The sequence below is a fragment of the Photobacterium galatheae genome (genome assembly GCF_000695255.1).
Taxonomy (GTDB): Bacteria; Pseudomonadota; Gammaproteobacteria; order Enterobacterales; family Vibrionaceae; genus Photobacterium; species Photobacterium galatheae.
Map to the genome: position 1 here is coordinate 126,486 of NZ_JMIB01000023.1, position 14,776 is coordinate 141,261.

At 48.5% G+C, this 14,776-nt stretch carries 12 protein-coding genes; 1 reads left to right on the top strand and 11 read right to left on the bottom strand.

From position 1 onward, the window contains the following. Positions 1-50 precede the first annotated feature (50 nt). From btuD to EA58_RS11800, 7 genes are all read right to left on the bottom strand, one after another. Positions 51-833: a vitamin B12 ABC transporter ATP-binding protein BtuD gene (gene btuD, locus EA58_RS11770; protein WP_081819638.1), complete on the bottom strand. Its 783-nt coding sequence runs from the start codon at positions 831-833 to the stop codon at positions 51-53. A 3-nt stretch (positions 834-836) separates the two neighbouring features. Next, positions 837-1,832, bottom strand: coding sequence for a vitamin B12 ABC transporter permease BtuC (gene btuC / locus EA58_RS11775; RefSeq protein ID WP_036753025.1), 996 nt, complete (start codon positions 1,830-1,832; stop codon positions 837-839). A gap of 157 nt (positions 1,833-1,989) precedes the next feature. Further along, positions 1,990-3,036 (bottom strand): succinylglutamate desuccinylase, encoded by a 1,047-nt coding sequence (locus EA58_RS11780; protein WP_036752847.1) that lies wholly within the window; start codon positions 3,034-3,036, stop codon positions 1,990-1,992. A gap of 259 nt (positions 3,037-3,295) precedes the next feature. Further along, positions 3,296-3,592: an integration host factor subunit alpha gene (ihfA, locus tag EA58_RS11785; RefSeq protein WP_036752850.1), complete on the bottom strand. Its 297-nt coding sequence runs from the start codon at positions 3,590-3,592 to the stop codon at positions 3,296-3,298. A 441-nt stretch (positions 3,593-4,033) separates the two neighbouring features. Further along, complete coding sequence (gene pheT / locus EA58_RS11790) at positions 4,034-6,421, bottom strand: phenylalanine--tRNA ligase subunit beta (RefSeq protein ID WP_036752853.1); 2,388 nt, start codon at positions 6,419-6,421, stop codon at positions 4,034-4,036. Between the two features lie 20 nt (positions 6,422-6,441). After that, positions 6,442-7,425, bottom strand: coding sequence for a phenylalanine--tRNA ligase subunit alpha (gene pheS, locus EA58_RS11795; protein ID WP_036752856.1), 984 nt, complete (start codon positions 7,423-7,425; stop codon positions 6,442-6,444). 256 nt (positions 7,426-7,681) lie between these two features. Further along, on the bottom strand, positions 7,682-9,775 hold the full coding sequence (locus EA58_RS11800) for a TonB-dependent receptor domain-containing protein (protein WP_161781039.1): 2,094 nt from the start codon (positions 9,773-9,775) through the stop codon (positions 7,682-7,684). A gap of 407 nt (positions 9,776-10,182) precedes the next feature. On the opposite strand from EA58_RS11800, the gene EA58_RS11805 reads away from it, so the two are divergent. Continuing rightward, positions 10,183-11,529: a polysaccharide deacetylase family protein gene (locus EA58_RS11805; RefSeq protein WP_036752862.1), complete on the top strand. Its 1,347-nt coding sequence runs from the start codon at positions 10,183-10,185 to the stop codon at positions 11,527-11,529. Between the two features lie 74 nt (positions 11,530-11,603). On the opposite strand, the gene rplT is transcribed toward EA58_RS11805, so the two are convergent. The 4 genes from rplT to thrS all read right to left on the bottom strand — a co-directional run bounded on the left by rplT (position 11,604) and on the right by thrS (position 14,772). Then, a complete protein-coding gene (rplT, locus tag EA58_RS11810) occupies positions 11,604-11,957 on the bottom strand; it encodes a 50S ribosomal protein L20 (protein ID WP_027252114.1) in 354 nt (117 codons plus the stop codon). A gap of 40 nt (positions 11,958-11,997) precedes the next feature. After that, a complete protein-coding gene (gene rpmI / locus EA58_RS11815) occupies positions 11,998-12,192 on the bottom strand; it encodes a 50S ribosomal protein L35 (RefSeq protein WP_036752866.1) in 195 nt (64 codons plus the stop codon). 96 nt (positions 12,193-12,288) lie between these two features. Then, the gene (infC, locus tag EA58_RS11820) at positions 12,289-12,840 is read right to left on the bottom strand and encodes a translation initiation factor IF-3 (protein WP_081819639.1); all 552 of its coding nucleotides are present in this window, start codon (positions 12,838-12,840) and stop codon (positions 12,289-12,291) included. Positions 12,841-12,843: 3 nt separating this feature from the next. Next, positions 12,844-14,772 carry a threonine--tRNA ligase gene (thrS, locus tag EA58_RS11825; protein ID WP_036752870.1) on the bottom strand — a complete coding sequence of 643 codons (1,929 nt, stop codon included), beginning with the start codon at positions 14,770-14,772 and terminating at the stop codon, positions 12,844-12,846. Between the last annotated feature and the right edge of the window lie 4 nt (positions 14,773-14,776).

A 14,776-nucleotide genomic window follows, 5' to 3' on the forward strand; every position in this document is an offset into this window, starting at 1 on the left:
TTCTTCAGAAACCCTCTCTAATTGACTAATCTTCCAGCAAAAGAGAGGCGTCAGCCAAAAAATAGTCCTATCTGCCCCTGAAGATGAACCTGCTCAACCGTCGTTTCAAAGGTTTGCTCAAGGCATTCAACAGTCATCACTTCTTCGGGCCTGCCTTTGCCCACGCACGAGCCGTTTTTGAGGATAATCACGCTATCTGCGTGTCGCAGCGCCCGGTTCAGGTCATGATTTGCCATGACCACGGCAATCCCCTGCTCCGATAACTCAGCCAGTAATCGATACAGAGCAGCCTCCTGACCAATATCCAATGCAGTTGCTGGCTCATCTAACAGCAGAAGGCGCCCTTCCGAATGGAGGCCCGGCCAGATTTGTAAACAGGCCGCCGCTAGCCTGACGCGTTGCCATTCACCGCCTGAGAGCTGCTGAATATGGCGTGCCAGCTTATTTTCGATTGATAACCGTTGGCAGATCTCCAGAATCGCCCGATGAACATTTTCAGGGTCGGCTTCAGGAATGGCAGACACCGAGAGTTGCAAATACTGATACACACCGACAGCGAAACTGGGTTTGTCCTGTTGTGAAAGGTAGCTCCGGTATCTGGCCATGTCATGCAAGTCCATTGATGTCAGTGCTTCACCCGCCAGTTCCACCTGCCCTGCGCTATGAAATAACCCTGACAGACATTGAATCGCTGTACTTTTGCCACTTCCGTTCGGACCGATGAAATGAACAATCTCGCCCCGCCTGACCGAGAAACTCAGTGGTAGCAGTCTGGTATTCAAGGCGATATTGTCCGCTCGAAGGATTTCCTCTCGTTCAGTCTTTTCTGCCATCTCCTATGACTCCACCTGCGAACGCAGTAACATCCAGATAAACACAGGTGCCCCCAGTGTCGTTGTCACGACCCCCACGGGTAGCTCTGCGGCCGGTAACACAACCCTCGCCAGCACATCGGCTAATGCCAGCAGCAGTGCGCCAAAGCCTGCAGAGAGCGGCAGCAAATACCGATTCTCTGTTCCTAACGACAAACGTAGTAAATGTGGTACAACCAATCCAATAAATCCAATCACACCGGCCAAAGCAACGGCAGCACCAACTAATAAAGCAATCACCAGAATGAGACGCCAGCGAAGTGCAGAAACATCCAAACCGAGTTGGCGTGCATGAATTTCACCCAGCATCAGAATGTCCAGCAGTTTCCCCCGGGTACACAACCAAATCAGTGCCGGGAGCAAAATAACGAGCACACTGAGCTGCCCCCAGCTGACACCCCCAACGCTCCCCATCAGCCAGTACAACAACTGACGCTGACTCAAATCATCACTAAAATAAAACGCCCAGGTCACCACAGCACCAGACAATATCCCAAGCGCCACCCCAATCAATAAAAGACGCGTGGTCGAGACTCGCCTCACTCTGGCCAGACTGACTAAAAGCAGCGTAAAAACGAGTGCGCCAGCCATCGCAACAGACATCGTCAGCCAGGGTCCTGGCACCCAAGGCAACAAAAATAACATGAGCACCAAAGCTAAGCTGGCACCACCTGAGATTCCCAAAACGCCAGGCTCTGCGAGTGGATTCCCCAGCAAAACCTGCAATACAGCACCAGAAGCCGCTAATGCAGCCCCTATCGCCATGGCAGCAACCAAGCGAGGTAACCGAATCTGCCAGAGTAACTGTTTCTCCAGTTCTCCCTGAGGCAGCCAAGGCTGCACCCATATTTCACCGACGGACAGCGACAAAAAGCTACAACCAATCAACAACAGTACCACCAGCCAAACGCTGACTTTCCATTGACGTTGTCGTCGCTGCAAAAAATGCGCTAAGTGCATGAATTCGATTATTTTCGTGTGATTGAATGAGAAGGGAAACATACCGTGTCTGTCATAAAATGAAAAGCAAGCCAGTTCAATTGGCTTGCTTTCAATGTTGTTCAACACGGGTTTTGAAAAATTTGGGCAATAATTACCCACTTTGTGGGCCTGTAAATCAGGCCTTTGCCCTGACCTGATCCGTCAGTTCAATGTCGGCTTTTTGCACCAGTAAACAGGCCCGCTGCCCCAAAGCAACATTCGGATTCGGGAACACCACAGCTTCCCCACCTTCGGCAGCAACATAGGTTTCGCCCTTATCCTGACCCAGCACAGTCCCTTCAGCAAAATAAGTAAAGTTGGCCTGATTGGCTGGGAAGGTAAAAGAAAAATCAGGTGTTTGTTTTGTCAGGGTCCGGGTTACACGATAAACACAGACTTCTTTGTCTCCCGAATAGGCTGCTAAAGAGTCTTTTGACACCAGCGCAAGCATCGCTTGGTTAAATGTTTCCAGACGTTGAAGGTCGTTCTCACCAAAGCGAGCAACCCGACCAAGTTCCATCGTCAACGCCTGAGCACCATAATAATGCGCACTGTACCAACTAAATGTTGGCGATGCCGAACCTGAGAGCATCATCGCTTCAATCTCACCGTGATGAAGGAAATTGAACAATGCTAAACCCCGGGTTTTCTTTTCGCTATAAGGACTCACAGCAAACGTGTAATGGGTAGAATCGCGGATTGCACTGTGCAGGTCTAAATGCCACCGTTCAGCGTTTTCCAATGGAGAATTCTGGTAGAAGTCGTCTACAGCCCGCATCAGCACATTTGCCTGTCGGCGATCAACATTGCTCTCTTCGTTGATGCCTGCAAAAAGACGATTCATATTTTCGTCAATAAAACGGGTATGTGCATTAATCGCTTCTGGATGCCCGATGATCAGCAATAAACGATGCTTAGGGAGCAGTTCCCCCAGCATGATTTTTTTCACGAGTTGCTGAAGCAGCTCAATCGGCCCAGTTTCATCCCCGTGTACCCCAGATGACAGAATAATATCTTTACTATCCACAGACAGTGAAGGCGGTGTCACAGTCAACACGCCGCGTGCTGTCAGCTCACAGCGAACGCCATTCTCTAATTGCCAGTTTCCGGCTTCAAAAGGTCGCGTCAAATCCAATGTTGCGGAAAGGAACTCCCCTTCCTGTACTGCCTTAACCAAAGCCATCATGACCTCCTCGTCCGTGTAATCAGCATACTTAAATCAAGATAATTTTATGCAGGCATAAAGAATAAATAACCAATAAAACAAAATGCCACCACAAAATCAGTGAAATAAACTAAAATCACTATACATCTTGGCTACATAGTTTCAACAATATCTTGATGATGACAGACAATAATGAGACGAAGGTAGACAGAGGCTATAAAATGAAAAACCCAAGTAAGCAAACTGGCTTACTTGGGTTCTGGCTAACTTAAACCGCTTACTTTTCGATTTTGATATTCTCAACGCGTGCTTTAAGCTTCTGGCCTGGGCGAAAGGTAACGACTCGCCGTGCCGAAATTGGAATATCTTCACCGGTTTTCGGGTTTCGTCCAGGCCGCTCATTTTTGTCTCGCAGATCAAAATTACCAAAACCGGATAATTTCACCTGTTCGCCGTTTTCAAGTGCCTTTCTGATTTCTTCGAAGAAGACTTCCACCGTATCCTTGGCGTCCCGTTTGCTTAATCCCACATTCTCAAACAGGTTCTCAGCCAAATCGGCTTTTGTGAGCGCCATAGATAACTCCCTCAAGACTGTGTTGAACGAATAGTAAACATATACATCCATATGCTTACTGCGAATGAGTCATTAGAAGACAAGCACCGCCATATGCATTTAAATGCATTATAGCCTTCTCTCTAGTGCCTGACCTTAACTAGTGACAAGTTTATGCCAACTCGCTGATTTCCGCCAACTTTTTTAGGTAAACTTATTGTCAAACCCTCAATATTTATATACTGGAAAAGCATGACAACATGCACCTTGTTGTGCTTAAACTTGCAAATCGACAACAATAAATACCAAAAATAACAGAAGTATCAGTCAATATGACTAACAAAATGAAAGCTACAAGGAATTCTTACTATTTATCAGAATCTTAGCTCTGTCTTCAAAAAAATCAAAAAAAAGCAGCCTCTGTGGCTGCTTTTTCATCAAATCTCAAATGATTACAGAGCGTTAATCACGCAGATTTGCACCAAACTGTTCGCCCAGTACAGCCACAATTGCTTCAACTGCACCTTGGATATCAGCTTCTTCTAACGTTCGCTCAGCAGATTGCAGGTAAAGTGCAATCGCCAGACTCTTCTTACCGTCTTCAATGCCCTTACCGCGATAAACGTCGAACAGGTTCACATCAGTCAGCAGCTCACCACCGTGTGCCTGACAAACGTCCAGAATCTCACCTGCGGCAACATTTTCAGAAACCACAACAGCAATGTCACGACGGTTTGCCGGGAACTTAGATACAGGCTGAGCCACAGGAATAGCACGGCTGGCAATCGCATTCCACTCAATTTCAAATACGATTGTGCGGCCATTCAAGTCAAACTTACGCTCTAGCTCAGGATGAACCGTCCCAATAAAGCCCACTTCCTGACCATCAATAACAATCGCAGCAGACTGGCCCGGGTGAAGCGCTGGGTGCTTGGCTGCTTTGAACGTGAAGTCAGCATCTTTGGCTGTCAGTTCCAGAATCGCTTCCAGATCACCTTTCAGGTCAAAGAAATCAACCGTGTTTGTTGCAATATCCCAGTGCTCTTCACTACGTGCACCAGCAATCACACCAGCCAGCATGGTTTCCTGACGAATACCATTTTCTGCACTGTTATCCGGAATAAAGCGCATGCCAGATTCGAACAAACGAACACGTGGCTGCTGACGATTCTGGTTGAAAGCTACCGTATTAAGCAGACCTGGCCACAGGCTCAGACGCATCGCTGACATTTCGGCAGAGATCGGATGCGGCAGAATGATGGCGTCGGTTTCAGGCACAATCAATTTCTGCTGCTCTGGCTCAACAAAACTGTAAGTGATGGCTTCGTGATAACCACGGTCAACCAGCAGATCACGAACACGTTTCAGCGGCAGATTCGCTTCTTGATGCAGATTCATACTCAGCGCAGCCACAGGTGACTGTGCCGGAATATTGTTGTAACCGTAAACGCGGCCAACTTCTTCCACCAGATCTTCTTCAATCGCCAGATCGAAACGCCATGATGGCGCGACTGCACGCCAGCCCGTATCCGTTGGTTCGACCATACAGCCAAGACGGCTCAGGATTTCAACCACATCTTCATCGGAGACAAAATGACCCAGCAGGCTGTCCAGCTTACTACGACGCAGGATAATGCTGCTTTGCTGAGGCAGATGCTGTTCAGATTCAGCTTCAACAATCGGTGCAACTTCACCACCGCAAATCTCAACCATCAGTGCGGTAGCACGCTCCATCGCTTTTGTTTGCAATGCAGCATCCACACCACGCTCAAAACGGTGAGAAGAATCTGTGTGCAGACCGTAGCTACGCGCACGACCACGAATAGCATCTGGTGCAAAGAATGCACACTCCAGCAAAATATCCTTGGTTTCCGGGCTCACACCCGAGTGTTCACCACCAAAGATACCCGCCATCGCCAGCGCTTTAGACTGGTCAGCAATCACCAGCGTATCGCTGTTCAGTTCAGCTTCTGTGCCATCCAGCAGTGTCAGCTTTTCACCCTGCTCTGCCATACGGACAACGATGCCGCCCTCGATCTGGTTCAGATCAAATGCATGCATCGGCTGACCCAGCTCCAGCATCACATAGTTTGTGATATCGACGATCGGATCAATGGAGCGGACGCCACAACGACGCAACTTTTCCGTCATCCACAGTGGGGATTCGGCTTTCACGTTCACATTGCGAATGATGCGACCCTGATAACGAGGGCAAGCCTCCGGCGCTTTCACTTCGATAGAAATCTGATCATCAATGGCTGGTGCCACGGCTTCGAAGCTTGGCTCAGTGACTGTCGCACGATTCAAAACACCCACTTCACGTGCCAGACCTGTAATACTCAGGCAATCTGCACGGTTTGGCGTCAGATCAACATCAATCGCGACGTCATCCAGACCCAGAAATTCACGAAAATCTGTACCAATCACCGCATCTTCTGCCAGCTCCATGATACCGTCAGACTCGATGTCGATTCCCAGTTCAGTGAATGAACACAACATCCCGTGTGAAGGCTGACCACGCAGCTTGGCTTTCTTAATCTTGAAGTCGCCCGGCAGGACTGCGCCGACTGTAGCAACCGCCACTTTCAGGCCTTGACGACAGTTCGACGCACCACAAACGATGTCCAGCAGTTCTTCTTCGCCAACATCGACTTTAGTCACGCGCAGTTTGTCGGCATCAGGATGCTGACCACACTCAACCACTTGACCGACTTTGACGCCAGTAAAGCTGCCCGCGACAGGATCAATACTGTCGACTTCCAGGCCCGCCATGGTGATCTGGTGAGCTAGTTCTTCGCTGTTGTTCGCAGGGTTCACCCACTCGCGTAGCCAAGATTCAGAGAATTTCATAATTTGCTAGCCCCTAATGCTTACTTGAACTGTTTCAGGAAACGAAGATCGTTTTCGAAGAATGCACGCAGATCGTTTACACCGTAACGCAGCATGGTCAGACGCTCGACACCGATACCAAAGGCAAAACCTGAATATTTTTCAGGGTCGATGTTGACGGCGCGTAATACATTCGGATGGACCATACCGCAGCCCAGGATTTCCAGCCACTTGCCACCTTTACGACGTACATCAACTTCTGCAGAAGGCTCTGTAAACGGGAAGTAAGAAGGACGGAAACGAATTTCCAGATCTTCTTCGAAGAAGTTATGCAGAAAATCGTGCAGGATGCCTTTCAGCTGTGCAAAGTTCACGTTTTCGTCAACCAGCATACCCTCAACCTGATGGAACATTGGGGTGTGCGTCTGGTCATAATCGTTCCGATAAACACGGCCCGGCGCAATAAAACGCAGTGGTGGCTGGTTTTCTTCCAGCGTACGGATCTGAACACCCGAGGTATGCGTACGCAGCATCAGCTCCGGGTTAAAGAAGAAAGTATCGTGATCGGTACGAGCCGGGTGATCTTTCGCAATGTTCAGTGCATCAAAGTTATGGAAACCGTCTTCGATCTCAGGACCGGACTCAACGGTAAACCCAAGCTCACCAAAGAAGCTTTCAATACGCTCCATTGTACGCGTCACCGGGTGCAGACCACCATTTTCAATGCGGCGACCTGGCATCGTCACATCAATCGTTTCTGCGGACAGTTTGGCTTCCAGTTCGGCACGTTGCAAAGCGTCTTTACGAGCGGCAATTGCCTGCTGAACAGCTTGCTTCGCCTGATTGATCTGCTGACCAGCTTCGCGGCGCTCTTCAGGTGGCAATTTACCCAGACTTTGCAGTTGAAGAGTCAGTTCACCCTTCTTACCCAGATATTGGACACGGACTTCGTCCAGAGCGGCTACAGATTCAGCCTGCTCAATCGCTGCCGTTGCGTTGGCAATAATCTCTTCTAGATGTTGCATCGTTTCCTCATCCACACAAGGTGGCGTCCTTCAAGGGAGATGATAAATTCGCGTAACGATACATATTAAAGAAAGCTGATGCTAAATCCAAACGCAATCGCCACTTAGCGGCGCATTTGCTTAAAAAAATTACCAGCTTGGTGCATGAAAGGCAGGAATCCGTTCCTTTGTACAAACTCTGCGCTGGCCGACAGCATCCCGGCTCCCTCCCAACACACGAGGGGAAACCGGGAATGATGAACTCAGCGCAGTGCGATTACCATTTATAGGCAACAGAGAGTCGAATATCACGTCCTGCACCCGGCACACCTGTCGCCAGATAAGGTTCGTAATACCGATCTGTCAGGTTTTTCACCGCCAATCGGACCATGAAATCTTCATTGGAAGGGACAGGCAACCATTCCGCATAGAGTTCCTGCAACGTGTAAGACTCACTTTTCACGGATGGATAGAAAATGTCGTCCTTGGGTGCGGTACGGTGTTGTTCATCGTACCACCGAACTTGCCAGCCTGTTGTCAGCCCTTCATACCACTGATATCCCAAGCCCAGATTGACATTGAGCGGCGCAATACCCGGCAGGTATTCATTCGTCCCGGAACTGTCTGCCAGTGAACCTTCATGTTTCCCTCTCAGCAAACTGGCTGACAGATCAGTATACCAGCCGTTCAAGCGGTAAAAGGCGCGAAAATCTGCACCATAAATGTGGTAACCATCCAGATTCGTACGCCAGCCCTGCAACTGCTCGACCGACTTTTCACCCCGTCGCTGTACGACATCATGATCAGCCTGATTCCAGTGCAATGTCAGCTCTGCGGCAAGATGATCCCCTGCCGTCAGGAATCCTTTCTCCTGATGCAGTGCGCCAAGCTTATAAGCATGAATTCGCTCTGTTCTCAGATCCCGGCTGCTGCTGATGGCTTTACTCGCGCGGGCATACTGAACCGAATAAATATCATCGATACTCGGTGCCTTCAGGCTATAAGCATAAGCAAAGTTAAACGCTGTGGTCGGCAGCCACTGATAATTTACCGCCAGTCGTGGACTCCAGCCGTCATGAGTGACTTCGCTGTAATCATGGCCAGCATCCGGATCATTGTAATCGCTCGCCAGATTTCCTTTCCCTTCGCTGACAATGTAATCGTAACGAAGGGACGGCGTGATCAGCCATTGTTCCGTCAGGTGATAATCATCTTTGATGTAGAAAGAATAAGTATCCTGCGTGCCCGATGGCTCAAAATACGGCGTGTAATAGCCGAAATTCTTATTTTCCTTCTTCGCGGCACTTTTATTGTACACATGAGAAGTTCGGTCAATTGACCTGTACTGAAGCCCGGTTTCAATGACATGCAGGCCCACTTTAGCCGTATTGGTTAGACTGGCGTAGTCGCGACGATAACTCAGCCAGGATTCATGGCCGTAGTTACCCGTGGCAACATACATCTCATCCCATGCAATTTTCGGCCGTATCCAGTGGCGTTCATTGCTTGAGTGTGCCAAGACCAGTTCGACATCGACCCAAGGGCTGATGGGGGAATACTGATAATTAAAGGTGGTTGTTTCGTCTGTGAAGGTATTATCGACTGTATAAGCATACAAAGCCTGCTCATAGGAGCCGTATTTCTTGATCTTGGAATCCGTGATCTCTGGCATCCCACCCCGCCGGCTTGCCCATGGCTTCTGCCCGGTATCCTTGTAACGGCTATGGCTCAGCATGAAACGATGGTTCAGGCTTTCATAACTCAACTTTGCCAGCATGTTTTGCTGTTCATAAGCTGAATAATCTAATTTCTCTCCATTCCCGAGAGTGACATCATTTGATTCGCGAAAAACGCCATTGACCAAATACTGCCAGTTTTCCCCCAGCAAACCATAAACCGTTGCACTGTAGCGTTCCAGATCGTCATTGGAGTTATAACCGCCTTGCAGGCGAACACCAAAGGTATCATCTCCCCGCAGGAAATCTGAGGCGTCTTTGGTCGTCAGCTGCATTGTGCCACCAAAGCCACCGTTCCCCGTACGTACTTCATGGGCACCTTTGGTCAGGTAGACTTCACTGATCAACGCAGGGTCAAAGAAAAAACTACCATAACGATATTGCTGGAAACCAATCGGCGCACCATCCACCATGATGTTGATGTCATCCGGATCAGAAAATCCCCAAATACTGATTCGCTCACCGCTGGAACGGGCACCACCATCCAAATTCACACCAGGGATCGCATCTGCCAGTTCAGCCAAATTGATTGGCTGGAGTTCTTCAATCTCACTCAGGGTCATCGTGACTTCACCCGGCTGCGTCAGGACAACCGGCCTCGCCATGCGTGCACCAATGACATCAATGGTTTCCAACCCCGATTCATCATCTATTGGCTGCGCCAAAACGAAAGGAGTAGACGATAGCGCCAGGAAAACAGCGGCAGAACAAAATCTTACTCTGAATAAAAACATGCGATATAGGTAATAAACTGCATAAAACGAAAGGTGCGGGGATTTTATATCAAGGACGACGACCGTTAAATGAAAATAATTATTATTTGTAAACAAGGCGCTCTGGTTGGTTACATTACGAACAAAGTAAACACCCAGAGGTTTCAGAACCATCACTCTTCAAATTGTAACCACCAGCAATTGCCAAAAAGAATGTCGAGATACTCAAATAATTGCTTATCGTGTCTTTCTTTAACAGCAAGCTTGTTATTCCTTTCTAGAAGGATGTTTTTCTTCGATATGTTTTTTACTCACAAAAAGGAACCCCAATGAAAACACACGCAGCAAAAATATTATCTCTCCTTCTGCTCTCATCACCTGGCTTCATTCATGCCGGGTTATCCCCTACCCAGCAGCCCGAGTCATACCCGGCTCGGCAGCATAGTCCGATAGACACTGCTCAAACCCCCTTGTTCATCTTGCTGGGCTTTGACGATAATATAGAAATCGATGGCCTTCGCTGGGTTACAGATAGACTGAACAACCAGAGTAACCCCCAAGGATTTGATGCGTTTGCCGGTTCACCACTGACGGCGAGCTTCTTCATGCATTGCCAGCCCGCAAGGAATCAACCAGAAATTGTGAACATATGGCGCCAGCTGAATGCCTCAGGCCATGAAATTGCCAACCACACAGAAACACACCCTGATGACAAAGTGAACTATAACCCCCTTGAACCCTGGATGACGCCAGAACAGTGGCAGCAAGAAGTCGCCAGCTGTAATCAATTTCTGACACAAAGTGTTGAGCAAGGTGGCATCGGCGCACCAGCGATTGCAGGGTTTCGTGCACCGTTTCTGACCTACAACGACAATACATTCGATGCTTTGATAGCCAATGACATTCAATATGACGTCAGTTTTCCAGCCGGTATTACTGCTGAAGAAAACGGCATGAATAATTACTGGCCCCACACTCTGGATAACGGCAGTCCATCTCAGGTGATTGCTCAGCAAGGTGGTTGGAAATCTGTCGTGAAAAATGTACCCGGATTGTGGGAAATACCAATGCAGGCATTGATGGTGCCAACAGATGAAGAAGCCACTGCATACGGACTCCCCTACTCACTGAACGACAAGATTGCCAGCCGGGTTGCTTATTATGATCCTCAGGCAAGAAAAGCGGATAATTTTGACTGGAACCTGTACACCACAACCGTTTGGGGGGGATATGGTCTGAATGCTGCTGATGTACTCACCCTGTACAAATACAATCTCGACCTTCATTTACAAGGGAACCGAGCCCCGCTGGTCCTGGGTTTGCACTCAGCTTTCTACGGCAAGGTGAATGGTGGTGAGCACCTCGGTATGTCGGATACCACAGTCGCCGAACGCCAGACGGTATTAAACGAATTTATCCGTTACGCACTCACGAAGCAGGAAGTTCGCTTTGTTTCTCACCGACAGTTAGTGGCCTGGATGCAGGCACCAACGCCTTATCTGAGCTGTCGTCAAAAAACTTGGTCTGCTTACCAGACGTATCATGCCGGTGATTTAGTGCAATATCAGAGAAGCTACTGGCAAGCAAAATGGTGGACACTGCAGGAAATGCCGGGAACAACCCCTCACAATCCATGGAAAAAACTGGAAGGTTGTGAAGACAAGTCATCGGGTTAACTTATCTCAGGACGGATCACTGAAAAGAAAAAAGGAGAGCCGAAGCTCTCCTTTTCCATCAAACTGAACTGAAATTACAGTGCAGCTTTCGCTTTTTCAACCAGAACGGTGAAAGTCGCTTTGTCGAAAACAGCGATATCAGCCAGGATCTTACGATCGATTTCGATAGATGCTTTCTTCAGACCGTTGATGAAAGTGCTGTAGGTCATGTCGTTTTGACGTGCCGCTGCATTGATACGTGCAATCCACAGTTGACGGAAAGTACGTTTCTTGTTGCGACGGTCACGGTAAGCGTATTGACCGGCTTTAGTAACTGCTTGGAAAGCTACGCGATAGACACGTGAACGTGCACCGTAGTAACCTTTAGCTTGTTTAAGAACTTTTTTGTGACGTGCACGTGCTTGTACACCACGTTTTACGCGAGGCATAGGAAACTCCTAACTTAAATTAAACGGAAACTAAAAACGATTAAGCGAATGGCAGCATACGTGCTACTGCTGCTACTTCACATGCTGGAAGAATGCAGTTTGGACGCAGCTGACGCTTGTTCTTAGTCGTACGTTTAGTCAGGATGTGACGCTTAGTCGCACGCTTGTACTTAAAACCACCAGCAGTTTTCTTGAAACGCTTAGCAGCACCTTTGTTGGATTTCATCTTAGGCATGATGAGACTCCGCATTGTTGATAGTTAATAACACAGTAATCAGGCGAACAAAAAGCGCTGCTCAAAGCAGCGCTTTGTGCTACTTGAAGGCCTGAATTACTTCTTCTTAGGGGCAAGCATCATGGTCATTTGACGACCTTCAACTTTATTAGGGAAGCTCTCGACGACAGCAATGTCGGCCAGTTCATCCTTAATGCGGTTGAGCAGATCGATACCCAGACCTTGGTGGGCCATTTCACGACCGCGAAAACGCAGTGTGACTTTACCCTTGTTGCCCTCTTCTAAAAAGCGAGTCAGGTTGCGCAGTTTTACCTGATAATCGCCTTCATCTGTACCAGGGCGGAATTTGACTTCCTTCACCTGAATTTGTTTTTGCTTTTTCTTTTGCTCTTTAGCAGCCTTGCTCTTTTCGAACAGGTACTTGCCGTAGTCCATCACACGACAGACAGGTGGCTCGGCATTAGGGCTGATTTCAACGAGATCGACACCAGCTTCATTCGCTGTATTGATTGCTTCTTCAATCGAAACAACACCGATAGATTCGCCATCGATTCCAGTTAAACGAACTTCGCGTACGCCACGGATTTCGCCATTGACACGGTGTGGGTTTTGCTTAACTGGTGCTTGAGTTCTTCTTCCGCCTTTAATACCTTATTCCTCCAAAACATTGAGCTTTCGACTGCTAATCTCTTGCTGCATGTAAGCAACAAAATCATCAATCTTAAATTTACCCAAATCGTTACCCTTGCGAGTACGAACCGCAATCTCGCCTGCTTCGACTTCTTTGTCGCCGCAAACCAGCATGTACGGAACTCGCTTCAAAGTATGTTCGCGGATTTTAAAGCCAATTTTCTCATTTCTCAAGTCCGCATTGACTCGGATTCCACTTTTTTGCAGTTTTTCTACAACTTCGCGAACATATTCTGACTGACTGTCAGTGATATTCATCACAACTGCTTGTTGTGGCGCCAACCAGGTTGGGAAATAACCCGCGTACTCTTCAATCAGAATACCGATGAAACGCTCCAGTGAACCAAGAATGGCACGGTGAATCATCACAGGCGTGTGACGCTCGTTATCTTCACCAACATAAGTGGCACCCAAACGCTCAGGCAGAGCAAAGTCTAGCTGAACAGTCCCGCACTGCCAAGCACGATCAAGACAGTCATGCAGGGTAAATTCAATCTTAGGCCCGTAGAACGCGCCCTCACCTTCCTGAATGTCATATGGAATGTTCATGGATTCCAAAGCAACTTTCAGGTCGGATTCCGCACGATCCCACATTTCATCAGAACCAACACGCTTTTCAGGGCGTGTAGACAGCTTCACAACGATGTTGTTGAAACCAAAGGTTTCATACATGTCGTACACCATCTTGATACAGGCCGTGACTTCTTCCTGCACCTGATCTTCAGTACAGAAAACGTGGGCATCATCCTGCGTAAAGCCACGAACACGCATCAGACCATGAAGTGCACCTGAAGGTTCGTTACGATGACAGCTACCGAACTCTGCCATACGCAGCGGCAGATCACGGTAAGATTTCAGACCCTGATTAAAGATCTGAACGTGGCCCGGACAGTTCATCGGCTTGATCGCGTATTCACGCTTCTCAGACTCAGTGGTGAACATGTTCTCAGCGTACTTATCCCAGTGACCAGAACGTTCCCACAGCACGCGGTCCATCATCAGCGGACCTTTCACTTCCTGGTAATCATACTCAGTCAGTTTACTGCGAACGAACACTTCCAGTTCACGGAAGACAGTCCAGCCATTGTGATGCCAGAACACCATACCTGGCGCTTCCTGCTGCATATGGTACAGGTCAAGCTGTTTGCCCAGTTTACGGTGGTCACGCTTGGCCGCTTCTTCCAGACGAGTCAGGTGTGCTTTCAGCGCTTTCTTGTCGTGGAATGCTGTACCGTAAATACGTTGCAGCATTTTGTTATCGCTGTTACCACGCCAGTACGCACCGGCAACGTTCAGCAGTTTAAAGTGCTGGCAGAAACCCATATGAGGCACGTGCGGGCCACGACACATGTCGATATATTCTTCGTGATGGTATAAACCCGGACGATCATCGCGAGAAACATTCTCGTCCAGAATTTCCATCTTGTACGGTTCGCCACGTGATTCAAATGCATCACGCGCTTCCTGCCAGCTGACATTCTTTTTGATCACCGGATACTTGGTTTTTGCCAGCTCCACCATACGTTTTTCGATCTTTTCCAGATCTTCGGTGGTCAGCGGCTGCTCCAGATCAACGTCATAATAGAAACCGGAATCAATTGTCGGACCGATCGCCATTTTCACATCAGGATAAAGCTGCTTGATCGCATGACCCAGCAAGTGAGCACAAGAGTGGCGAACGATTTCCAGACCGTCTTCGTCTTTTGCTGTAATGATTTCCAGGTTTGCGTCGTTTTCAATCAGATCGCACGCATCAACGCGTACACCATCAACACGACCAGCGATACAGGCTTTCGCCAGACCAGGGCCGATTGACGCTGCCACATCCATTGTAGAAACCGGGTTATCAAACTGGCGTTGACTGCCGTCAGGAAGAGTAATTACAGGCATTCAA

What these genes read in the sequence shown, in the direction of transcription:
- EA58_RS11805 (WP_036752862.1), top strand. Translation starts at nt 10,183, where the DNA reads ATGAAAACACACGCAGCAAAAATATTATCTCTCCTTCTGCTCTCATCA.
- EA58_RS11780 (WP_036752847.1), bottom strand. Translation starts at nt 3,036, where the DNA reads ATGGCTTTGGTTAAGGCAGTACAGGAAGGGGAGTTCCTTTCCGCAACA.
- btuC (WP_036753025.1), bottom strand. Translation starts at nt 1,832, where the DNA reads ATGCACTTAGCGCATTTTTTGCAGCGACGACAACGTCAATGGAAAGTC.
- pheS (WP_036752856.1), bottom strand. Translation starts at nt 7,425, where the DNA reads ATGCAACATCTAGAAGAGATTATTGCCAACGCAACGGCAGCGATTGAG.
- pheT (WP_036752853.1), bottom strand. Translation starts at nt 6,421, where the DNA reads ATGAAATTCTCTGAATCTTGGCTACGCGAGTGGGTGAACCCTGCGAAC.
- btuD (WP_081819638.1), bottom strand. Translation starts at nt 833, where the DNA reads ATGGCAGAAAAGACTGAACGAGAGGAAATCCTTCGAGCGGACAATATC.
- rplT (WP_027252114.1), bottom strand. Translation starts at nt 11,957, where the DNA reads ATGCCTCGCGTAAAACGTGGTGTACAAGCACGTGCACGTCACAAAAAA.
- rpmI (WP_036752866.1), bottom strand. Translation starts at nt 12,192, where the DNA reads ATGCCTAAGATGAAATCCAACAAAGGTGCTGCTAAGCGTTTCAAGAAA.
- thrS (WP_036752870.1), bottom strand. Translation starts at nt 14,772, where the DNA reads ATGCCTGTAATTACTCTTCCTGACGGCAGTCAACGCCAGTTTGATAAC.
- ihfA (WP_036752850.1), bottom strand. Translation starts at nt 3,592, where the DNA reads ATGGCGCTCACAAAAGCCGATTTGGCTGAGAACCTGTTTGAGAATGTG.